The 21,926-nt window shown below is 64.8% G+C and carries 16 protein-coding genes; 1 reads left to right on the top strand and 15 read right to left on the bottom strand.

Translation table 11 applies throughout. The annotated features are described in order from the left end of the window. Window positions 1-92 precede the first annotated feature (92 nt). The 13 genes from RND64_RS00805 to RND64_RS00865 form a co-directional block, all read right to left on the bottom strand. On the bottom strand, window positions 93-890 hold the full coding sequence (locus RND64_RS00805; protein WP_331436350.1) for an IclR family transcriptional regulator: 798 nt from the start codon (window positions 888-890) through the stop codon (window positions 93-95). Window positions 891-1,052: 162 nt separating this feature from the next. Then, on the bottom strand, window positions 1,053-2,627 hold the full coding sequence (locus RND64_RS00810) for a GMC family oxidoreductase (RefSeq protein WP_387314173.1): 1,575 nt from the start codon (window positions 2,625-2,627) through the stop codon (window positions 1,053-1,055). After that, window positions 2,624-4,171, bottom strand: a complete 1,548-nt coding sequence (locus RND64_RS00815) for an APC family permease (protein ID WP_331436351.1) — start codon at window positions 4,169-4,171, stop codon at window positions 2,624-2,626. Before RND64_RS00815 ends, RND64_RS00810 begins: the two co-directional genes overlap by 4 nt. 17 nt (window positions 4,172-4,188) lie before the next feature. Beyond that, window positions 4,189-5,694 (bottom strand): aldehyde dehydrogenase family protein, encoded by a 1,506-nt coding sequence (locus RND64_RS00820; RefSeq protein ID WP_064865332.1) that lies wholly within the window; start codon window positions 5,692-5,694, stop codon window positions 4,189-4,191. Continuing rightward, complete coding sequence (locus RND64_RS00825; RefSeq protein WP_331436352.1) at window positions 5,691-7,403, bottom strand: BCCT family transporter; 1,713 nt, start codon at window positions 7,401-7,403, stop codon at window positions 5,691-5,693. Before RND64_RS00825 ends, RND64_RS00820 begins: the two co-directional genes overlap by 4 nt. 31 nt (window positions 7,404-7,434) lie before the next feature. After that, window positions 7,435-9,891 (bottom strand): GcvT family protein, encoded by a 2,457-nt coding sequence (locus RND64_RS00830; RefSeq protein WP_331436353.1) that lies wholly within the window; start codon window positions 9,889-9,891, stop codon window positions 7,435-7,437. Between the two features lie 184 nt (window positions 9,892-10,075). Next, a complete protein-coding gene (purU, locus tag RND64_RS00835; RefSeq protein ID WP_331436354.1) occupies window positions 10,076-10,924 on the bottom strand; it encodes a formyltetrahydrofolate deformylase in 849 nt (282 codons plus the stop codon). 10 nt (window positions 10,925-10,934) lie between these two features. Continuing rightward, window positions 10,935-11,534 (bottom strand): sarcosine oxidase subunit gamma, encoded by a 600-nt coding sequence (locus tag RND64_RS00840; protein WP_331436355.1) that lies wholly within the window; start codon window positions 11,532-11,534, stop codon window positions 10,935-10,937. Continuing rightward, a complete protein-coding gene (locus RND64_RS00845; protein ID WP_331436356.1) occupies window positions 11,527-14,331 on the bottom strand; it encodes a 2Fe-2S iron-sulfur cluster-binding protein in 2,805 nt (934 codons plus the stop codon). Before RND64_RS00845 ends, RND64_RS00840 begins: the two co-directional genes overlap by 8 nt. Continuing rightward, a complete protein-coding gene (locus RND64_RS00850; protein ID WP_331436357.1) occupies window positions 14,328-14,594 on the bottom strand; it encodes a sarcosine oxidase subunit delta in 267 nt (88 codons plus the stop codon). Before RND64_RS00850 ends, RND64_RS00845 begins: the two co-directional genes overlap by 4 nt. Window positions 14,595-14,637: 43 nt before the next feature. Continuing rightward, window positions 14,638-15,846 carry a sarcosine oxidase subunit beta family protein gene (locus RND64_RS00855; protein WP_331436358.1) on the bottom strand — a complete coding sequence of 403 codons (1,209 nt, stop codon included), beginning with the start codon at window positions 15,844-15,846 and terminating at the stop codon, window positions 14,638-14,640. A 7-nt stretch (window positions 15,847-15,853) separates the two neighbouring features. Continuing rightward, window positions 15,854-16,885 carry a hybrid-cluster NAD(P)-dependent oxidoreductase gene (locus RND64_RS00860; protein WP_331436359.1) on the bottom strand — a complete coding sequence of 344 codons (1,032 nt, stop codon included), beginning with the start codon at window positions 16,883-16,885 and terminating at the stop codon, window positions 15,854-15,856. Next, entirely contained in the window at window positions 16,885-18,162 is a 1,278-nt protein-coding gene (locus RND64_RS00865; protein WP_331436640.1) for an aromatic ring-hydroxylating oxygenase subunit alpha, read from the bottom strand. Before RND64_RS00865 ends, RND64_RS00860 begins: the two co-directional genes overlap by 1 nt. Before the next feature lie 423 nt (window positions 18,163-18,585). On the opposite strand from RND64_RS00865, the gene RND64_RS00870 reads away from it, so the two are divergent. Next, window positions 18,586-20,301, top strand: coding sequence for a flavin-containing monooxygenase (locus RND64_RS00870; protein WP_290723579.1), 1,716 nt, complete (start codon window positions 18,586-18,588; stop codon window positions 20,299-20,301). Window positions 20,302-20,366: 65 nt separating this feature from the next. On the opposite strand, the gene RND64_RS00875 is transcribed toward RND64_RS00870, so the two are convergent. Both RND64_RS00875 and sigK read right to left on the bottom strand, forming a co-directional pair. Beyond that, the gene (locus tag RND64_RS00875) at window positions 20,367-21,251 is read right to left on the bottom strand and encodes an anti-sigma factor (RefSeq protein WP_290723577.1); all 885 of its coding nucleotides are present in this window, start codon (window positions 21,249-21,251) and stop codon (window positions 20,367-20,369) included. After that, the gene (gene sigK, locus RND64_RS00880; RefSeq protein WP_005207638.1) at window positions 21,244-21,813 is read right to left on the bottom strand and encodes an ECF RNA polymerase sigma factor SigK; all 570 of its coding nucleotides are present in this window, start codon (window positions 21,811-21,813) and stop codon (window positions 21,244-21,246) included. The genes RND64_RS00875 and sigK overlap by 8 nt, the downstream gene beginning before the upstream one ends. Between the last annotated feature and the right edge of the window lie 113 nt (window positions 21,814-21,926).

A 21,926-nucleotide genomic window follows, 5' to 3' on the forward strand; every position in this document is an offset into this window, starting at 1 on the left:
CTCGACCGGCGAGTGGGGGCTCGGCCGGCGGTGGGGGCTCGACCAGCGGTGGGGGGCTCGACCAGCGAGTGGGGGCTCGGCTGGTGGCGGCGTCAGCCGCGGTAGCCCAGGCGGCGGCTGACGGTGTCGGCGGCGCGCACGACGCCCTCGGCGAGTTGGGGGGCGTCGGCCGGGTCGAGGCGGTAACGCGGGCCCGAGATGCTCAGCGCCGAGACCACGGCGCCTGTGCTGTCGCGGACGGGAGCGGCGAGGGCGACGAGCCCGACTTCGAGTTCTTCGTCAGCGAGCGCCCAGCCGCGGGCGGAGGAGGCTTCGAGGTCGGCGATGAGCTGATCGAGGTCCGTGATGGTGTTGTTGGTGAAGCCGGGCAGCTCGTCGGAGTAGAGCGTGCGCAGCTCTCGTTCGCTCAAGCCGGCGAGCAGCGCCTTGCCCGACGAGGTGGCGTGCGCGGGCGACGGCTGGCCGATCCAGGTCTTCAACGCAACGCTCGACGACCCCTGCGACTCGACGACGTTGATTGCCTGCGCGGCGTTGAGGACCGCGAGATTGGTCGTCTCCCCGGTCTTCTTGGCCACGTCGTCGCAAACGTCTTGGCCAAGTTTGGCGAGATCCATTGTCGCGGTGGTCGATCCGGCGAGCCTCACCACCGTGAAGCCGATGCGATACTTGCGGCCACCCGGCGCCTGCTCGACAAAGCCGCGCGATTCCAGCGAGGCCACGATCCGCGAGACCGTCGACTTGTGGACTCCGAGAGCGACAGACAGTTCGGTGATACCCGCAGCGCCTGCGTCGGCGATCAACTCCATGATCTGCAGCGCGCGGTCGACGGACTGCACGGCGCCACCTGCGGTCTTGTCGTGGTCGTGTGCGTCGGTGGACATGATGCTCATGAGCCTACCTGTCGATTCCATTGGGTTGAGGCTGCCGGCCACTTACCGAATCTGCACGTACACAATCCGGTCGTGAGCGGGCCGCCATAGAAAAAATCTCCTCGGCCTCCCGCTGACGTACGACTTGTGTACGTACAAGGCGAACTCGACACGGATGAGCGCTCATTGGCTTCCGTCCGCAGCTTTGATCAGGTCGGCACACTTCTCGGCCATGGTCATCACCGTGATGTTCGGGTTGACGACGGGCAGTTTGGGCATGGCCGAGGCGTCGACGACCCGCAGACCCGCCACCCCCTTCACCCGCAGTTCGGGATCGAGCACCGCCATGGGGTCCGACGCCGCGCCCATGCTCGCGGTACCCGCGGGGTGGTAGACGGTGTTGTGCGTCTTGTGCATATAGTCGATCAGCTCGTCGTCGGTCACGGCGTCGAGACCCGGCGCCAATTCGCGAGATACCCACTCCGCCAACGGACTCTGCGCACCGATCTCGCGCGCGAGTCGGATTCCCGCGAGCATCACCTGTTCGTCGTGGCCCTCGGGATCGGTGAAATAGCGCGGGTCAACCCGGGGCCGGTCGCGGAAGTCGCGCGACCGCAGTCGCACCGTTCCCCGGGAAAGACCCTGCGTCACATTGGGTGTGAGGCAGAACCCCGACTCCGTGGTGGGGTAGCCCCATCGGAGTGTGTTCATGTCGAACGGCACGCTGCCGTAGTGCATCATCAGATCCGAGTGGTCGAGGCCATCACGTGTCGTGGCGAAGAGGCCGATCTCCCACCACTGTGTCGACTCACTGACCATCGGCTGCGACGCCTCCCAGAACACCAGACCTTCGACGTGGTCGTCGAGGTTCTCCCCGACGCCGGGCGAGTCGACACGCACCTCGACGCCGATCTCACGGAGGTGGTCGGCCGGCCCGATTCCGCTGAGCATCAACAACTTGGGAGTGTCGATGGCGCCCGCGGTCACGATGACCTCACGTCGTGCGTCGACGGTGTCGTATCCGCTGAGGTCTGGCCGCAGGAACGTGACGCCGGTGGCTCGCAAAGAGTCGTCGATGACGATCCCGCTGACCCAACTGTCCGTCAGTACAGTCAGATTCGGCCGCTTGTCGAGGATCGGATGCAGGTAGGCGTGCGACGACGACATGCGTTCGCCGGCTTCATTGGCGTTGATCTGCAGCCAGCCGGCGGCATTGAGATGCCATTCGTCGCGGTTGAATGCGACGGTGTCGAGACCGACCTTGGCGGCCGCATCCAAAACCGCCTGGCCGCAAGGATCGTTCGGCGGTACGTCGCGCAGCCGGACAGGCCCGTCGTGTCCGTGTGGATAGCCCTGGTACGTACCGTCGGCGACGTTGTTCTCCACGCGCGCGACGTAGGGCAGTACGGCTTCGGGTCCCCAACCGCTCGCGCCCATTGCCTCCCAGTCTCGCAACCCTTGTGCCAAGGGCCAGAAGGCGATACACGAGTTGTGCGACGAACATCCGCCCAGCACCTTTGCCCTGGCGTGTCGTAGGAAGCTATTGCCCTTCTCCTGCGGCTCGACGGGATAGTCCCAGTCGTAGCCGGAGTCGAGTAGGTGCATCCAGTCGGCCAAGACAAGGATCGCAGGGTCGTCGACGTCGCTCGGTCCGGCTTCGATCAGGCAGACAGTCACATCGGGATCTTCGGAAAGTCGGGCGGCGAGAACACATCCGGCGGTTCCACCGCCCGCGATCACGTAGTCGTAGGTAGTCACTGCGCGGCCTCCGTGGCGATGTCGTTGGTACTCGAATGCGATGCCAGTACACCGATGTTTCGACGACCCACGGTGAAGTACCAGAGCAGTCCGAGTCCGAGGATGATACCGATATAGACGAACGCCCCCCACGTGTTGAACCACGGTGTGCCGTACACGGCCGAACGTGGCCAGGCCAGGTTGAGCGCCATTCCGATGCCCCAGACGACGGCCAGTAGGTTCACCGCCAGTCCCCACCGCCCCATCGTGAAATAGCCGCCCTCGGCGAGATCCTTCGGCGGCCACTCACCGCGAAAACGCTTGAGCAGCATGGGCATCGTGACCAAGAGATACGCAAGATAGATCATGATGATCGCGATCGACGTCAGCACCGTGAAGATCTTCGGCTGACCGATGTTGATCACGAGTATCAGTATGGCGAGAATCCCGATGACGAAAGCGGGAATGACCGGGGTCTGGCGCTTCGGGTCGACCTTTGCCAGGTGGGAGCCGAAGGGCAGCGCGTTGTCGCGGGCCATCGCAAACATCAGTCGGATCCCTGCCGTGTGCACCGCGAGTGAGCAGACGACGACCGCGATGACGATGGCGACGAGGAAGATCTTGCCCAGCGGTCCCCACATCACGGATTCGACGATGTACTGCAGGCTTCCGTCGGGTTGTCCGAGCTTGGGATCGTCGAGGTCCGGGGCAGCCATGATCGCGAAGACGAGAATCGCACCGCCGATGACGAACGAGGCCAGAATTGCGCGCAGGATCGCTTTCGGCGCGGTGCGTCGTGGTTCGACGGTCTCCTCACCGAGTGAACTCGCGGTGTCGAAGCCGTACATCACATAGCCCGACGCCAACGACGCGACGAGGAATGCGCCGAGGTAGCCGCCACTCTCGCCGGCCCCGTAGCCATGTGTGGAGAAGAAGACCTGCGGACCCCGAGTCACGTTGCACGCCAGAATGACTGCGATGAGTACCGCTGCGATCAACTCGACGAAGACGCCGACACTGTTGATCATCGCCATGAGCCGCACGCTCCACGCGTTGATGGCAGTGGTGATGGCGACCAGGATTGAGCCGAGGATCACCGCGTTGACCGCGTACGACGTCGCGGTGGAACCGTCGCCGTAGATCTGGAAGCCGCTCCACAGTCTCGGCAGGTTGAGCTGCAATGCCAACACGACGGCCGCCAGGGTGACGATCGATGCGGTGAGCATCAACCAGCCGGCCGACCATCCCACCAGCTGCGTGCCCAACCGCTTTGCCCAGTTGTACACCGAACCCGCGACCGGGTACTTCGCCGCGAGCTCCATGAAACACAGTGCGACACAGAGCTGCCCGACGAAGACGATCGGCCACGACCACAGATAGGCGGGTCCGGCGGTCCCGAAGCCGAAGTAGAAGAGCTGGAAGGTTCCGGTCAGAATGGAGATGTAGCTGACGCCCGCGGCGAAGCTGGCGAACTTGCCGATACTACGGTCGAGTGACTGTTTGTATCCGAAGTATTCGAGGCCGTCGGCCTCGGAAGCTGTTGTCGGCGTGGACTCTGTGGCCATTGTTCCTCATCGCGTGATCATTCCGGTCCGAACCACCGCGACGCCGACGGCGCGGTGTTGTGCCAGATGTGCTTTGTTTCTTGATATTCCGCTAGCCCGGTCGGGCCCAGTTCGCGCCCGTTGCCGGACTTGCCGAATCCTCCCCATTCGGCGGCTGGTGTGTAGTAGCCGAAGTCGTTGAGCCATACGGTCCCGTGGCGCAGGCCGCGAACCATCCGTTCGCCTAGCGCGGCGTCGGAGGTGCGGACCCCAGCGGCCAGACCGTATTCGGTGTCGTTGCCGAGAGCGAGTGCCTGCTCCTCGGTCTCGAATCGTTCGACGGTGAGGATCGGCCCGAACGTCTCGTCGCGGACGATGGTCATCGATCGGTCGCAGTGGTCGAAGATGGTGGGGGAGAAGAAGTAGCCGCCGGGATCGAGATCGTCGCGATCTGGCCGTCCGCCGCCGCAACGCAGCACGGCGCCTTCGTCTTTCGCCGACGCCACGTAGGCGTGCATCTTGTCGAGCTGTGCCTGGGATACCAGAGGGCCGGTCTCGCTCGTCGGATCGAGCCCGTCACCCATGCGAATGGTGCAAGCGCGCACGACGAGCGCGTCGACGAAGTCGTCGGCGATGGACGACTGCACGATGAGCCTTGTGCCCGACGAGCACACCTGACCCGAGTGTAGAAACACTCCGGTGAGTACCTGGTCGACCGACGATTCCCAGTCGGCATCGTCGAAGACGATGTGCGGGTTCTTTCCTCCGAGTTCGACGGCAACCTTGGTGACGTGCTTGGCCGCGGTCTCGGAGATCACGATGCCGGTCTGCAGGCCGCCGGTGAACGAGATGAAGTCGACGTCGGGGTTGTCGGTGAGTGCTTGACCGAGAACGGCACCGGAACCCTGCACCAGGTTGAGTACGCCGGCGGGAACTCCGGCCTCTTCACACAGCCTGACGAACGCGATCGTCGAAAGAGGCGTCACCTCACTGGGTTTGGCGACCATGGTGCAACCCGCAGCGAGTGCCGGCGCGATCTTCCACGAGATCTGCAGAAGCGGATAGTTCCAGGGCGCGATGAGAACACAGACCCCGATCGGTTCGCGGATCACGCGGCTGATGACGGCGGGGTTGCCGACGTCGACGACCCGATCGGCAGACGTCTCGACGAGCGAGGCGTAGTAGCGGAAGACCGATTCGACATCGTCGATGTCGATCTCGCTCTCCGCCAACGTCTTTCCGGTATCGAGCGTCTCGATGTACGCGAGGTCTGCTTTGTCGCGGACCAGCAGGTCGGCGATACGGCGTAGGAGTGCGGCCCGCTCGGCGACCGGCGTCGACGACCACTCGCCGGCGTCGAACGTTGTGCGCGCAGCGGTGACGGCGGCAGTCGCGTCGTCGGCGCTCGCCTCGTCGACAGAGATGAACTCGGTCCCGTTCGCAGGGTTGATCAGCGCGCGGACGCCGCCGTCGGAGGCGGCGCGCCACGTGCCGTCGATGTAGAGCTGATGGTCGCCGATCAGCCCCGCGAGCGGTTGGGTCATTCGGTTCTCTTGCCTTCCGTGGTTCTCTTGTCTTCCGTTGCGGGCGGGATGGTTTCGACGGTGTCGTTGACGAACGGTGCGATGGGGTCGCCGGTCTCGGGGTCGAGCACCGCGAACTCGCTGGTCTCGATTTTGACAGCCTCCTCGCGGATGTGCTCGTCGACGCGATCGGACAGCAGGCCACGAGCGACGATCAACGGGTCGCGGCGCAGATCCATGTACAGCGACACACACATGCCGACCATCACCAACACGAACGGCAGCGCGGCGATGATCGCCATCTGTTTTATGCCGGTGAGCCCGTCGTCGCCGCTGACGGCCAGCAGCACTGCGGCGACCGCACCGGTGGACACACCCCAGAAGATGGTGATCCATCTACTCGGTTCCGGGGTGCCCCGCTGCGAGAGCGTACCCATCACCAACGACGCCGAATCCGCGCCGGAGACAAAGAAGATGGCGACCAAGATCATTACGAGAGCGGAGGCAATCGCTGTCCACGGCATGTTGGCCAGGACGTCGAACAGCGTGTCTTCGCTGGCGCTGGTGGCGGGATCGAAAGCCAGTTTGCCGTCGGTGAATTCACGTATGGCTGATCCGCCGAAAATGCAGAACCACAACAGCGACACCACGGTTGGCACGATCATCACGCCGACAACGAACTCGCGGATGGTGCGGCCCTTGGAGATCTTCGCGAGGAACATTCCGACGAAGGGGGTCCACGACACCCACCACGCCCAATAGAAGATGGTCCACGACGCCAGCCAGCTCTCGCCGTCGGCGTCGACTGTCGCGCCCGACCGTGCGGAGAAACCGAGGGCGTCGTTGGCGTAGGCGCCCATCGTGGTGGGCAGGAGATTGAGGATGAACACGGTTGGGCCGACGACGAATACGAAGACCGCGAGGATCAGCGCCAGCACCATGTTGATGTTCGACAGCCACTGGATTCCCTTGGCGATACCCGACACTGCCGACGCGACGAATGCGGCGGTCAGCACCGCGATGATCGCGACGAGAACCATGGTCGACGGGTTCTTCACCCAACCGACCTTGTCCAAGCCCGAACCGATCTGCAGCGCACCGAGTCCCAGTGACGCGACGGTGCCGAACAGCGTCGCGAAAATCGCAAGAATGTCGATGATCTTGCCGACCGGGCCGTTCACCGAATTGCCAAGCAGCGGAGCGAAAACCGCGCTCATGAGCTGGCTACGGCCAAGACGGTAGGTGGAGTATGCGATGGCCAGGCCGACCACCGCGTACATGGCCCAGGGGTGAAATCCCCAGTGGAACATGGTGGTTGCCATTGCGACTTGCACGTCGCGAGCCGAGTATCCCGGCGGTGCCTCGACGAAGTGGAACAGCGGCTCGTATGCGCCGAAGAACATCAGGCCGATGCCCATGCCGGCGCTGAACATCATCGCGATCCAGCTCACGGTGCGGTACTCGGGCTTGTCGCCGTCCTTGCCGAGCGGGATGCGCCCGTACTTGCTCAGGGCGAGCCAGACCGCGAAGATCACGAAACCGGTTGCTGTGAGAATGAACAGCCAGCCGAGATTGCCGGTGATCCAGTCGAGAACGGTCGACGAGACGGACGTGAGATTGTGGGGCTTGACCAGACCCCAGATCAGAAACGCGATGATCAGTGCTGCCGTCACACCGAACACCACCGGGTCGAGTGTGTAGCGTTTCCGCACATCATTCATGTTCGCCATAGCGCCTCTTTTCGCAGGTAGCGGTGGACACTTACTGCTTGATTCGAGCCATCTCGGGGTCGACCACCGGATCCGAGATCACTAAGGCACCATACGACGTGCGCAAGTAATCGACCTCAACGGCCGTGAGATCGGGCAGGTCCGAAGGCAGCCACGCATACGCCAGACACGCGCCGATCGTCGGCGACCACCCTGCGCTCGTGACGTATCCGACGACCTTCCCGTCGACGGTTACGGGCTCCTTCCCAAGCACCACTGCCGCTGGGTCGTCGAACTTGATCGTGCGCAGGCGTGATGTGCATTCCCGCTGGTCCAGGGCCTTCTTTCCGACGAAGTCCTGCTTCGACGACTTCACGGCAAAGCTGAGCCCGGCCGCAGCCGGGGTGTGCTCGGTCGTCATGTCGGCGCCGGCGGATCGGTAGCCCTTCTCGATGCGCAGTGCGTTGAACGCGATCCGGCCCGCGGCGATGATGCGGTACTCGGCACCCGCCGCCATGAGGAGGTCCCACAAACCGCGGCCGTACTCGGCGTCGGCGTAGATCTCCCAGCCGAGCTCACCGACGTAGGAGACCCGCATGAGAGTCACGGGCACGGACCCGATGGTCGTCTGGACGCAGCGGAAGTACTTCAGGCCGTCGTTCGTGAGGTCGGTTGGCGTCAGTGGTGCGAGGACGTCGCGGGCGGATGGCCCCCAGAGTCCGATGCAGCAGGTCGCGCCGGTGATGTCTCGGAGCGTGACGCTCCGGTCGTTCGGAAGATGTCGCGACATCCAGTCGAAGTCAATCGGTCCGTTGGCCCCGACCTGGAACAGATCAGCACCGAGTCGGGCGACCGTCAGGTCCGACCGGACGCCGCCTGCGTCGTCGAGCATGAGCGTGTAGGTGATGGAGCCGATCGACTTGTCGACGTTGTTGGTGGTCAGTCGTTGCAGGTAGTCCGCGGCTCCGGGACCGGAGACTTCGTAGCGGGTCAGCGGTGTCATGTCGTACATCGCGACATGACTGCGAGTCCACGCTGCTTCTGCGACCGAGATCGGCGACCAGTTGCGCGCGGACCAGTTGTCGCGTTGCGGGATCTGCATGCCACCGGCGACGAGTTCGTCGAGTATCGCCTGATTGGCCTCGAACCACGCTGGACGCTCCCACAGATTCGCGACCCAGAACTCTGCGCCCAAAGCGGCTTGCCGGTCGTAGAACGGGCTGGTGCGTACGCCTCGTGGAGCGGCAACCTGATCGTGTGGGTGGATGATGTCGTACACCTCGACGAACGACTGCGAACTCGTCGTGAGGATGTAGTCGTCTGTGAGAGCGGCGTTTTCGAACCGATACAGATCGAACTCGTGGGTGTCGACGGCGGGTGTGCCGTCGACCATCCACTCGGCGACGGTGCGCGCGATGCCCGCGGAGTGCGTGACCCACACCGCCTCGGCGACCCAGAATCCCTTGAGGTCGCGGTGTTCTCCGACGACGGAGTGCCCGTCGGGGGTGAACGAGAAGATTCCGTTGAATCCGTCGTCGACCTTTCCGGTTGCGAGTTCCGGTATGAGCGTGATGGTTTGGTCCCAGGCTTCGGCGAAATCGTCTGGCGTGAACATCAGTTTCGACGGCATCTCCTCGAGCGAGACCGTCGAGTCGTAGTCGAGTGCGTTGACGTCGCTCGGCATGGGGCGATGGCCGTAGTAGCCGATGCCGAGGCGGTCACCGTGCTCGCGGTAGTAGAGGTCGTGGTCCTGATGCCGCAGGATTGGCAGCGAAGCCTCTGCGACAACAGAATTGGCGCCGTGTCGGGATTCCAGCGGCGTGGTGTATGCGTATTGATGTGCCATCGGTACGAGGGGGATGGTGAGTCCGACGCGACGGCCGAACTCTCTTCCCCAGAAACCCGTGCAGCACACCACGATGTCGGCGTCGACGACCCCGGTCGCGGTGCGGACGCCACGTACCTCACCGTTCTCTTCGACGACGTCGATCACCTCGGTGTGCGGCACGAACCGTGCCCCACGTGAAACTGCCCGCGTCGCTTGGGCTTCTGCCGCCCGCAGTGCTTTCGCCAGGCCATCGCGCGGCGTGAAGAACCCGCCGACGATTTGGTCAGGGTCGAGCAGGGGGTGGCGTTCGAGACACTCTGCGGGAGAGAACAGCTCATGTTCGACGCCGCGCGAGGCCGCCCAGCCTGCCTTGCGGTGGAGGTCGTCCAGGCGGGCCTCGGTGGTGGCCACCTCGAGCCCTCCGACGTGACTGAAACACCAGCCGTCGGGATGCTCGAGCGCGGAGAACTTCTCGAGGGTGTAGCTCGCGAGCTCGGTCATCGTCTTCGACGGATTGGTCGCGAACACGAGACCCGGTGCGTGCGAGGTCGATCCACCGGTGGCGAAGAGCGGCCCGCGGTCGAGGACCGTCACGTCGGCCCAACCGCGCGCGGTGAGCTCGTCGGCCAGCGAGGTGCCGACGATGCCTGCGCCGACGATGACGACTTTGGGAGTGGGCATGGGGTTCCTTTGGTGGGGGTGGTCTCGACAGGCTCGACCAGCGGGGTTGGGCTCGACCAGCGGTTGGGCTCGACCGGCGGGCGGCGGTGGTCTCGACAAGCTCGACCAGCGGGTTGGGCTCGACCGGCGGTGGTCTCGACAAGCTCGACCAGCGGTTGGGGCGCTCGACCGGCGGCGGGGCGGGCTAGCTGAACACCACGGTGCTGGTTCCGTTCATGAGCACGCGGTTCTCGCTGTGCCAGCGCACGGCGCGGGAGAGCGCCAAGGCCTCGGCGTCGCTGCCGACTGTGGCGAGCCTGCGTGGGTCGTGGGTGTGATCGATGCGGATCACCTCCTGTTCGATGATCGGGCCTTCGTCGAGGTCCGCGGTCACGTAATGCGCTGTCGCGCCGACGTACTTGACGCCGCGTTGATGGGCCTGGTGGTAAGGCTTGGCGCCCTTGAAGCCCGGGAGGAACGAGTGGTGGATGTTGATCGCCCTGCCGCGCAGCTTCGCGCAGGTCTCGTCGGACAGGATCTGCATGTATCGGGCGAGCACGACGAGGTTGGCGTCGAACTCGTCGACCGTTGCCAGAAGTCGCGCCTCTGCATCGGCCTTGGTGTCCGGCGACACGGGCAGATGCCGGAACGGAAGTCCGGCCGAGGTGGCCATCGGCTCCAGATCGGTGTGATTTGATACGACGGCGACGAGCCCACCTCCGAGTGTCCCTGCGCGCCAACGGAAGATCAGGTCGTTGAGGCAGTGGCCGAGCTTGGAGACCATGACGACGATCCGCGTAGGCGTGCGATCGTGGATCTCGAACTCGGCGTCGATCCCGGTGGCGAGATGTTCGAACGCGCGGGTCACGTCGTCGGCACTCGATTGGCGAGCGGACGCGAATTCCGTTCGTACGAAGAGGGTGTGCGTTGTCGGATCGTCGAACTGTCGATGGTCGATGACCTCGCAGCCGTGACTGAACAGGAACGACGAGATCGCATGCATGATCCCGCCGCGGGAGGGACACCGCAGGGTGAGCGTGAAAGTCGAGGGCATGAGTGGGCTTTCAGGTTAGGGAGTTCGTGTCAGTGGGCGTCGTGTCTGGGGGAGTCGGCACCACATACTCGGTCGCGGCGTCGACGAGCCAGTCAGCGAGGTAGTCGGCGAACGAGGAGCGCACGAAGAGTGTGTACGAGTCGTCGGGTTGGTTGCGGTGGATCACGACGCCGGTCTGGGCGAACAGGGTCGAGATTGCGCGGTCGGGTGGGAACGCGTTGTCGGACAGATCAACTGCGCAACCGTGGGCCAGGATCGTGCGAGCGCGGGGTCCGCCGAGGACGAGCCTGGTGCGCTGCGACGTCGCATCCATGACGTAAGCGTTGTCGCCTGCGCGGGACACGACGTCGTCGAAGAATGCGTGGCCTGTCACGCCCTGGCGATAGAGCAGCCACTCGGTGGGGCCGAGCCAGACCGCGACCTCGCCGTCGCTGCGTCGTAGTTCGCAGACGCCTGGCAGGTCGAGGCGTGCGATGGCATCGACGTCGGAGGTACGGACAATCGCCTGTGCCACTGGCTTTTCAGCGAGTTGCACTGCGGGCGCGATCGCGTCGAATGCCACCTGTCGGCCGCTCAGCGGCGAGCGCGGTGCGAGCGAGATGTCAGCCATCGCGACGGGTTCCTTCCTGGTCGACGAATACCGGTGACGTGACCTCGACCTCGACGAGGCGGTCTCCGACGGGCACCGACAGCCGGGAACCGACCAGATCCCGGCCACCCTTCACGAGCGCCAGTGCGAACGGCCGACCGAGCTCGGCGCTGAGATAGCTGGAGGTGACGTGACCGAGCATCGGAACGGGTGGCGGTGGCAGCGTGCCGTCCGGACTGTGCGTGATGATCTGCGATCCCTCCGGCAACACCGTCGACGCATCGGTCGGCAGCAGTCCGATGAAATGCTTGCGCAACGGATTACGGTCGGAGGCACGGGAGAACGAGCGCTTTCCGATGAAGTCGGACTTCTTCTTCGATACCACCCAACTCATGCCGAGATCGTGCGGCGTGACCGTCCCGTCGGTGTCCTGGCCGATGATCGGATACCCCTTCTCGGCGCGCAATACGTGCATGGTCTCGGTTCCGTACGGCGTGATCTCGTAGCGTTCACCGGCGTCGAGGAGTGCACACCACACGTCGAGTGCGTATTCCGCAGCAACGTTGACCTCGAAGGTGAGCTCGCCGGAGAAGCTGACGCGCCCGATACGGATCGGAACGCCGTCGAGAGTGGTGTCGCGCCAGTCCATGAAGCCGAACGCGCCGTTGCTCACGTCAAGGTCACCGAACACGGCACCCACGACGTCCCGAGATCGCGGTCCCACAACGGGGAACGTGGCGACGTGATCGGTCAGCGAGGTGGTGAACACCTGCAGCTCCGGCCATTCCGTCTGGTGCCACTCCTCCATCCAGTCGAGGATGGCCGCCGCATTTCCGGTGGTGGTGTAGACCGTGTAACGGTCGTCCGCGATGCGCATGACGGTGCCGTCGTCCTTGACCATGCCGTCGGGGCCACACATGACGCCGTAACGAATCTTGCCGACCGCAAGTGTGCTCATCATGTTCGTGTAGAGCATGTCGAGGAAGGCGGGGGCGTCACGTCCCGCGACATCGATGACACCGAGCGTCGAACCGTCGAGGATGCCGACTCCCGAACGGACAGCGGCACATTCACGGAGCACAGCCGATGCCATGTCTTCGCCGCCGCGTGGATAGAAGCGTGGACGCTTCCACTGGCCGACGTCCTCGAACACCGCCCCGCGATCACTGTGCCACTCGTGCAACGCGGTTCGTCGAACCGGGTCGTAGCGATCGCCTCGGTCGCGACCTGCCAAGGCGGCGAACGACACCGGGGTGTACGGCGGACGGAACGTCGTGGTTCCGGTGTCGGTGACGTCGACGCCGAGCAACTCCGCGACGATGCCCGAAGCGACGATGCCAGACGTCTTGCCCTGATCGTGTGCCGTACCGATCGTGGTGTAGCGCTTGACATGCTCCACAGACGTCATCCCGGCGCCGACGGCACGCTCGACGTCGGTGACCGTGGCATCTCGCTGGAGATCGACAAACGATGTCGCAGCGTCGGATTCGGCAACTCGCCAACACACTTCTGTCGCGGCCGGGGTGCGTTCACCGACGTGCGGAATGGCTCGGAACTCGGGTGCCACGACGCCGAGCGCGCGCACTGCTGATAGCCCTGCTCGACGCCCGTCGGCCAGACACGATGGCGTGGTGAGCATTCCGGCTGCCGCGCCCGCGATCTCAGTGGTCGGTAGCGTTCCCGTGGGTAGAAAGGCTGCGGCTGAGGCGTCGAAGGTCAGCGGACCGCGCAGTTGACTCCACAGGTGCGCAGCGGGATTCCAGCCTCCTGAGACCAGCACGGTGTCGCAGTCGAGTGACGTGCCATCCCGGAGGCGCACACCCGCTACCGAATCGGTGCCGAGAGCCTCGACCACGGCGTCGTCGACACGCAGTGAGATCCCGAAGGCCGCAGCCTGTTCGGCGAGATCGGTCGACACGGTGGCGCGCACGTCGACGATCGCACGGACCTCGACTCCTTCCTGCGCCAACGCGAACGCGGCGTCGTATGCGGCGTCGCAGGCGGTGAAGACGACGGCGCTGGTGCCGACGAGTACTCCGTATCGGCGGAGGTAGTCAGCCGCCGCACCGGCAAGCATGACACCGGGTAGGTCGTTGTTGCCGAAGATGATCGGACGTTCGTGTGCGCCCGCGGCGATGACGATGTGTCGGGCACGGATTCGATGAATGCGCTGCCGCGAGATGTGCTGTGGCGCGTCCGTTCCCAGATGGTCGGTGCGACGTTCGACAGCGAGGACGAACCCGTCGTCGTATGCACCGAACGCCGTGGTTCGGATCAATCGGGTGGTGGTGGGCAGCGAGTCGAACTCGGCGACGGCGTCGTCTACCCAGGGCGCCCACGGTGTTGCGCCGCCGGGCTCGGCGCGCTCGTCGAGGAGCATGACCTGTAGGCCTGCGCGGGCGGCGATCAGTGACGCCATGAGGCCTGCGGGTCCGGCGCCGACGACGAGCAGGTCGGGATGGTGGTGCAGCGAATCGTAGCGGGCGGTGTCGACGTCGAATGACAGGCGGCCCAGTCCCGGCACGCCGTGCGCGACGAGGCCGGGACACAGCTCGACTGTTGTCGCGGGAACCATCGGTTCGCTGTACGGAGCGTCGACACCGATCTGCGCGGTCGCATCGTCGGCCCACGATCCCGTGACACCACGGGAGCGATGGAGTATCACGCTGCTGGTGATCGAGCGAACTCCGTTGGCCAGCAATGCCGATGCCAGTGAGTCGCCTGCGTAACCGGTGTACGTGGCACCGTCGAAGACGAAGTCGATGGGGGTATCGCGATCGACACGTCCGCCGGAGGGGGTGCGGAAGGTCTGAGTCATCGGGAGGTCTCCTCGGCCGGTGCCGGCACGATCGCGTAGGTGACGGTGTCGCGCTGGACGGTGAACCACTGCCGACAGCCTGCGCTGTGGCACCAGCGTTCTGTCAGTGCGCCTATGGGGTTGGGGCGGAAAAACAGATAGCGTGCCCACGCGGCGTCGTCGAGGTCGGCGGGCCGGTCGGGGTAGGCGACGCCCGCGGCGGCACCGTAGTGGAACTCGACTTCTTCGCGTGGCCCGCAGTGCGGGCAGGTGATGAGCTGCAACGGATCTCCTGGTACTCGGTGGCTGCGGTTTCAGTAACGGTGCTCAGTGCGCTACCGCTGCGGCGCCGTGTTCGTCGATGAGCTCGCCGGTGGTGAAGCGCTCGATGGTGAACGGCGCGTTGATCGGATGTGGTGCACCGGTCGCGACGGTATGCGCGAGGCACCAACCGACGGCTGGTGTCGCCTTGAAACCGCCTGTGCCCCAGCCGCAGTTGAGGAACAGATTGTCGTACGGCGTGGTGCCGAGGATCGGTGAGGCGTCGGGGGTGACGTCGACGATGCCCGCCCATGTCCGAAGCAGCCTGGCCCGACCGAAGATCGGGAACAGTTCGACGGCCGCCGCCATCTGGCGTTCGATGATGTGGAAGGCGCCGCGCTGGCCATATCCGTTGTATGAGTCGACGCCCGCTCCCATCACCAGCTCGCCCTTGTGCGCCTGCGAGACGTACACGTGCACCGCGTTGGACATCACGACGGTGGGGTGGACGGGTTCGAGGAGTTCGGAGACGAGTGCCTGCAGCGGGTGGCTCTGGAGCGGAAGGTCGATGCCGAGTGGGTCGGCGAGCGTCGAGGTGTGGCCTGCGGCGCACAGTGCCACGGTGCCTGCTCCGATACGCCCGCGGCTGGTGTTGACCGCGGTGATCTTGCCCGCGTCGGTCTCGAACCCGAGGACCTCGCAGTTCTGGATGATGTCGACGCCGGCGTCGCTCGCGCTGCGGGCGAATCCCCATGCGACCCAGTCGTGCTTCGCGATCCCGCCGCGCGGCTGAAATGTGGCACCCAGGACGGGATAGCGGATGTCGGCGGAGGTGTTGACGATGGGGCAGACCTCGGCGACCTGCTTGGGATCGAGCCATTCGGCGTCGATTCCGTTGAGCCGGTTGGCTTCTACTCGGCGGACCGAGTCGCGGACGTCCTGCTCGGTGTGCGCGAGGTTGAGCACACCGCGCTGGCTGAACAGGATCGGATACCCGAGCTCGTCCTCGAGTCCCGCCCAGAGCTTGAGGGAGTGCTCGTAGATCGCGGCGCTCTCGTCCCACAGGTAGTTGGAGCGGATCAGCGTCGTGTTGCGTGCCATGTTGCCGCCTGCGAGCCAACCACGCTCGAGCACAGCGACATTGGTGATCCCATGATTGCGTGCCAGATAGTGGGCGGTGGCGAGGCCGTGACCGCCGCCGCCGACGATCACCACGTCGTAGTTGGGCGCGGGATCGGGGTTGCGCCAGAGGAAGTCTGGATGGGGGCTGGTCATGGGGTCCTCACAGATCGATCACGACGGGCGAGAGTGGTTCGGAGCAGCAGAGCAGGATCTTGCCCTGCTCGATTTCGCGGCGGTGGATTCCGCCCTGATGGTTCATCACGACGTCGCCCGAGGTCTTGGTCACCTTGCACGAGCCGCACAGGCCGACACCGCACGACGACGGGAGCGTGACTCCCGCAGCCGCAGCGGCGGCGAGGATCGTCGTACCTGCGCCGACGTGAATACGGCGTGCGCGGCGGGTGAAGTCGACGCTGACGCCGTCGGAGGCAGCGCCCTCGTCGCTGGTTGGCAAACGAAAGCCGAAGCTCTCCTCGTGAATTCGCGTCAGCGAGCCACCTGAGGCGACGAGAGCCGAACGGACACCCGCACGGAACTGTCCTGGGCCGCAGAGGAAGACCTCTCGCTCAGCGAGATCCGGGCAGATGCGTGCAAGGGCAGCGGCGTCGAGTCGGCCGCGATGGCCCGACCACGCGGCGCCCGAATCATCGTCGGTGAGGCGCGTACAGGCAAAGGCGACAGCGACTTTGGGGTGCGTGACGGCGAGGTCGTCGAGCTCGGTGCGGAACGGGATGTCGTCGAGCGTGCGGGCGCTGTGGATGAAGACGATGTCGGGGGTGGTGCTGCTGTCGGAATCGGTGGCGGCCCGCAGCATCGACATCACCGGGGTGATGCCGCTGCCGGCGGAGATCAACAGGAGCTTGGTTGCGGCCTTGTCGATGTAGCTGAACCGGCCGAGTGGTCCGGACGCGGTGATGGTCCGACCTTCAGACATGTTGTCGTGCAACCAGTTCGACACGTGTCCGCCGACTTTGCGTTTGACCGAGATCGACAGGGTGTCCGGGCGGGTGGGCGACGACGAAATCGAGTAGCACCGTTCGACGACGCGCCCATCGATCTCGATTCCGACTGACAGGAACTGCCCTGGGTTGAACACGAATGTGTACGGCTCGACCGCGCGAAACGTGAATGTCGCCATGTCGCGGGTGAGCTCGGTGCGGTCGACGCACACGAGGAGGTGGTCGGTGCTCATCACGCGCTCTCGGCGATCTGATCGGGTGTGGTGTCGGTGTCGGCGTCGAGTCCGAGGTTGACGCGCAGCCGTGTGATGTACCAGTTGATGAACGCCTCGACCTGGAACTCCGACGGTCCGTACGGGCCGGGAACGTAGGCGGGATCGGCGATGCCACGGTGCGCGAGCCGAACCAGGTCGGCATCCTGCTGGTTGGTGATCTCCCAGACCCCGGTGAGTCGATCGAGGTCGTAGTCGACTCCCTCGACGGCTTCGGGGTTGACCAGCCAGGTGGTACGCACGAGCGTTTCGTCGGGCCGAATCGGTATGACGGAGAACAACACTGCGTGATCGCTGGTCACGTGCAACCACATGTTCGGTTGCAGGTGCATCGAGAGTCGGCCGAGTCGGCGGTCGGGTAGGTCGTCGGAGAGCGGGCGTGTGCACGCGGTGGTTCCGTCGAGTGTGAACGACTCGCCCGCGAGATCCATTGCCTCCCGCTCGATGTGGAATCCCGTTGGGCGGGAGTCGAGTTGGGCGATGCGTCGATAGGGGAGGCCGAAGCGAGTCCAGGTGTCGGTGAGTTCCGCGGTGGCGCGTCGATAACGTTCCACGACAGCGGTGAGCCGGTCGGGGATGGCGTCGGAGTCGCTGTAGCCCCAGGTCGGAAAGAAGACGTTCAGGAGTTCCGGATGGCCGCCGCAGTGGTAGCACTCGCGGTTGTTCTCCATTGCGAGCTTCCAGTTTCCGTTCTCGACAAGGTCGGTCTGCTTGGCGACCTTGGCCTCCGAGAGTCGGTGAGGCGCGAGATACGGTTCGACGATGCGCGCGACGTCGTCGATGTCGGTGGGCGGGTCGTCGGCGAGGCAGATGAAGACGAGGCCTGCGATGGTGCGGACTGCGACGGAGCGGAGCGAGAAGCAGCGCTTGTCGAAGTCGGGTGCCTGAGCCTCGGCGTACATGAGGCGGCCGTCAGTGCCGTAGGTCCACGAGTGGTACGGGCAGACGATGGTGCCGGTCGAGCCGTTTGCCTGCGTGATCAGACGGGCTCCGCGGTGGCGACAGACGTTGTGGTGGGCGCGGACGTTGCCGAGGTTGTCACGCGTGACGATGACCGATCGCGTTCCGAATTCGACGGTGACGTAGTCGCCGGGCTCTGCGATCTCGGCTTCGGCGGCGACGAAGAGCCACTGCTTGGCGAAGATCTCGTCGAGATCGACGTCGAACCACTTCTGCTCGACGTAGCACTGGCCCGGGAGGCTTTCGCTGACGACGCGCGTGTCGATGACAGCGCACATGGTCGGATCGGCTCGGTGCGCGGTCGACTGCGCATTCTGCTGGGGCGGATCAGTGGGCATCGGCCATCGAAGTCTCTCTTGGCGGCGTATGGGATCGCGGTGGCTGGGGCGGGGCCTGGGGGTTGTGAGAGCGCTGTTTGGAGTCGGCGGCGACCCCATGCTGCTAGTTGCGTATACCGCAACGAATAGCAACTGATGCAACAAGTGTGAATGCTCCGGTCGTGTCTGTCAATCGGGCGCACGTAGTTATTTGGCGACGATTCAGGGTGGCGCGCAATCCGTGTCGGCTTGGCCCGAATTGACCGAAGTGCCGGTTGACCTGCGGATATGGCGATCCCGTCCGTGGCGAGGTGATGTTAGCCTTGCCTAAATAATGGTCGACCGGTTGCCGATCCCGGCGCCGGAATACTCGAAGGAATTGCCGTGAAGGTGTGTGTGGTTGGTGCGGGACCGTGTGGCCTGACGACGATCAAGCAGTTGCGCGACGAGGGGCACGACGTTGTCTGCTTCGACAAGAATGCAGATCTCGGTGGCCTGTGGTTGCGCCACGAAGGCGACAGCGAGCAGATGAAGGCCTACGACAACCTCATGCTCACGATCTCGATGAAACTCATGGCCTACTCGGATCACCCATTTGCCGACGGCCGCGTGTTCTACACGCGCGCGCAGTATCTGGAGTACTTGCGCGAGTACGCGGCCCGATTCGGTCTCGCCGAGAGCATCGCGTTCGGCTCCGAGGTCACCGATATCCGCCGCGACGACCGGGGCTGGACGGTGACGGTCTCACGCGGGGGCGCGACGTCGTCGGAGAGCTTCGACGCCGTCGCTGTCTGCTCTGGACCATTCAAGACGCCCAACCGCGCGATCGCGGGGCTCGAGGGTTTCACCGGGGAGATCGTGCACTCGTCGGAGTACCGCAACAGCGACCGTTTCGCGGGGAAGCGGGTTCTGATTGTCGGAATGGCCGAATCCGGTGCAGATCTCGTGCGCGAAATCGGTGACGTGGCAACGGAATGCACTCTTGCGATCCGCTCCTACACCTACCTGTTGCCGCGTGTGTTCAACCGTACGAGGACGACCGACAACGGAACCGTCCGTGCGCATGCGCATGAGATGTGCAGGAGGTCGGCGGAGTATCCGTTCGTGCTCGACACGTCATGGGGCCGCAACTCGGTGGTCAAGGCGCTGTTCCTGGCGATGTCGGTGGTGCTGGGTGTGTTCACCACTGTGGCAGGTGTGGTGCGGGCGTACGCGGGCAGGGCGCCGGGAGGTCGGCGCACCGTTGAGCCCGACGTGAATCCTCTCGGCCAGCCGATGGAGCCGGCGAAGATCGACGTGGACACCCTCGACAACGAGGCCAACTGGGACATGATTCGCACCTGGAATCGACGGTCGCATCCCGACGGTAGCTGGGCGCAGCGTGCGATCTTCTGCAAGAACGTCAGCTTCGTCCCGAGTCTCGTCGACGGACGAGTAGCGTTGAACGACAGTGGAATTGCCGGCTCCGACGGTTCGACGGTGCGCTTCCGTGACGAGAGCTCGGCGGAGTTCGACGCGATCGTGCTGTGCACCGGCTTCACCACCGAGAAGCTGTCGATAGGCGACCTTCAGGTCAAGGACGGCAACGTGCGCAACCTCTACAAGCACTTCCTGCACTCCGAACACGACGGCACCGCGGCGTTCATCGGATTCGTCCGGCCGTTCTCGGGTGGCATCCCGATCTGCGCGGAGATGCAGGCGCGGTACTTCGCGCAGTTGTGCAGCGGAAAGCTCGCCGCGCCGTCGAATATCGACGAGCGCATCGGTCGCGAAAAGGAGTGGGAAGAGCACTGGACTGCGCTGAGTCCTGGCCACACGGAGGCGATCCCGTCGCAGGTGCTGTACCTGGACGCACTCGCCAGCGAGATCGGCTGCCTGGTGCCTGCCTGGCGAATGATGTTGAATCCCAAGCTGTTTATCCAGTTGTGGTTCGGGAGTTTCAACCAGTCGTGCTATCGCATCGTCGGGCCGCACAGGCTCGGGAAGGCAGCGCTCGAGGACCTGTACTCCGAGACCGTCGAAAACCGTTGGCAGATGGCCGGTCAGCTCGCGCTGCTGCAACTGATGCCCAAGCGCGTGCACCCGAAGCATCTGATCTGAAAGTTGTGTGGGACACACGGGTACAAAAATGTCCCCGTGTGTCCCACACAACTGCGGCGCGGAACCTAGCTCAGCGGCAGTTCGGCCACAAAGCTGCTGGTCGGAGTCGTCGAACCGCCAGGCGGCTCGACGGTGAACGCCAGCGACTTCGCGTTTCCGATGTGCGGGATGACCGCGGTGGTCGACGGGGCAACGTCCTTGTCGGTCATGGTGCCCGCCGACGTCGCGCCCTCGGGGCCGACCAGCCACATCTGGTAGACCGTCCCGGACTTGGGTGGTGGCACGTCGTTCATGACCAGCACGCCCGCGTCTGCGCTCTCGGAGTATGCGACGGTCGCGCGGCCGGTGGCGACCGAACCCGACGAGGTGCGGATGTCCTTGGCGTCGAACACCTGCTGCGCGGTGGTCTGTTGAGGCTCGTTGTCGGACGAGAGATTGGCGCCGACGACCCAGCCGACGGCTCCGATCGCGACAGCCACGATCGCCGCGGCCGCGAGGTAGAGGATGCGACGGTTGCGTGGGGTGGTCTCGACTCGGTCCTCCGCTGGCGCTCCGGACCGGCTCGACCAGCGCGAAAGGTCCGCCGGTGCGTCGGCTGCCTGGGGCTGGCGGGAGGGGTCTTCTGCTCCGGACAGGCGGGAGGCGTTCACGGCCGAGGGGCGGGGCGAGGGGGCGTCGTCCTGGGGCTCGGTGCGGATGAGGTGTAGCAGGCGGTCGCGCAGTTCTGGTGGCGGCGCCGCGGATGTGGTGGAACTGACCGAGGCCATCGCCTCGCGGGTGAGTCGGACGTCGCGGTCGAAGGCGGCGCGGTCGGTGTCCGACGCCTTCGCGCGGCGTCGGGCAACCGAGTCGCGCTCGGCCGCGCCGAGTGCGTCGAGGCCGAGCATCGGTGCAAGACTGACGAGGTTGTCGTCCGAAGGTGCTGGGGTAGTGGGATTTTCGTCAGACATCACGATCTCCGAGGCATGAGCGGAGGCGAGCCATTCCGTCGCGGATACGGCTCTTGATGGTGGGGAGAGCCACCGACAGTCGCTCGGCGACCTCGCGATAGGTGAGCCCCTCGTAGTAGGCGAGGCCGATCGATTCGCGCTGGACGTCGGTCAGCGTCTCGAGGCAGCCGCGGACCTGAGAGCTCGTCTCCCGTTTGTCGACGGCCTCGCTGACCTCGTCGAACGTCGAGGTGTAGTCCTGTGCTCCGTAGTTCTCCTCGCGGCGGCTGCTCGCGGTCTCCGATCGCACACGGTCGACGGCGCGGCGGTGTGCCAGGGTGATCAGCCAGCTCAGCGCCGAGCCGAGGTCGGCGCGGAACGTCGACGCAGATCGCCAGACCTGCAGGTAGACCTCTTGCGTGGTCTCCTCGCTGTAGCCGGGGTCGCGCAGAACACGCAACACCATGCCGTAGACACGATGGCTGGTGAGGTCGTAGAACTCGGCGAATGCGAGCTCGTCTCCCGAAGCGATCTTCTCCAGAAGTGCGGGCAGCCGGTCGCCGGCATCGTGGTCAGCGGTCACCGACAGGCCTCTGCGTTCATCGCAGTTCACCCTAATTGGCGACGTGCTGACCCTCAACCACACCTGAGTCTTGCGTTCAGCAGAACTCGGCGACCAGGCCGAACTCGTCGACC

The organism is Gordonia sp. w5E2 (genome assembly GCF_036540975.1).
Lineage (GTDB): Bacteria > Actinomycetota > Actinomycetes > Mycobacteriales > Mycobacteriaceae > Gordonia > Gordonia jacobaea.

Excerpts from the sequence above, each read along its gene's own strand:
- RND64_RS00830 (WP_331436353.1), bottom strand. The coding sequence starts at position 9,891 with ATGCCCACTCCCAAAGTCGTCATCGTCGGCGCAGGCATCGTCGGCACC.
- RND64_RS00845 (WP_331436356.1), bottom strand. The coding sequence starts at position 14,331 with ATGACTCAGACCTTCCGCACCCCCTCCGGCGGACGTGTCGATCGCGAT.
- RND64_RS00815 (WP_331436351.1), bottom strand. The coding sequence starts at position 4,171 with ATGGCCACAGAGTCCACGCCGACAACAGCTTCCGAGGCCGACGGCCTC.
- purU (WP_331436354.1), bottom strand. The coding sequence starts at position 10,924 with ATGCCCTCGACTTTCACGCTCACCCTGCGGTGTCCCTCCCGCGGCGGG.
- RND64_RS00860 (WP_331436359.1), bottom strand. The coding sequence starts at position 16,885 with ATGAGCACCGACCACCTCCTCGTGTGCGTCGACCGCACCGAGCTCACC.
- RND64_RS00855 (WP_331436358.1), bottom strand. The coding sequence starts at position 15,846 with ATGACCAGCCCCCATCCAGACTTCCTCTGGCGCAACCCCGATCCCGCG.
- RND64_RS00820 (WP_064865332.1), bottom strand. The coding sequence starts at position 5,694 with ATGACCCAACCGCTCGCGGGGCTGATCGGCGACCATCAGCTCTACATC.
- RND64_RS00840 (WP_331436355.1), bottom strand. The coding sequence starts at position 11,534 with ATGGCTGACATCTCGCTCGCACCGCGCTCGCCGCTGAGCGGCCGACAG.
- RND64_RS00825 (WP_331436352.1), bottom strand. The coding sequence starts at position 7,403 with ATGGCGAACATGAATGATGTGCGGAAACGCTACACACTCGACCCGGTG.
- RND64_RS00875 (WP_290723577.1), bottom strand. The coding sequence starts at position 21,251 with ATGTCTGACGAAAATCCCACTACCCCAGCACCTTCGGACGACAACCTC.
- RND64_RS00865 (WP_331436640.1), bottom strand. The coding sequence starts at position 18,162 with ATGTGCGCTGTCATCGACACGCGCGTCGTCAGCGAAAGCCTCCCGGGC.
- RND64_RS00805 (WP_331436350.1), bottom strand. The coding sequence starts at position 890 with ATGAGCATCATGTCCACCGACGCACACGACCACGACAAGACCGCAGGT.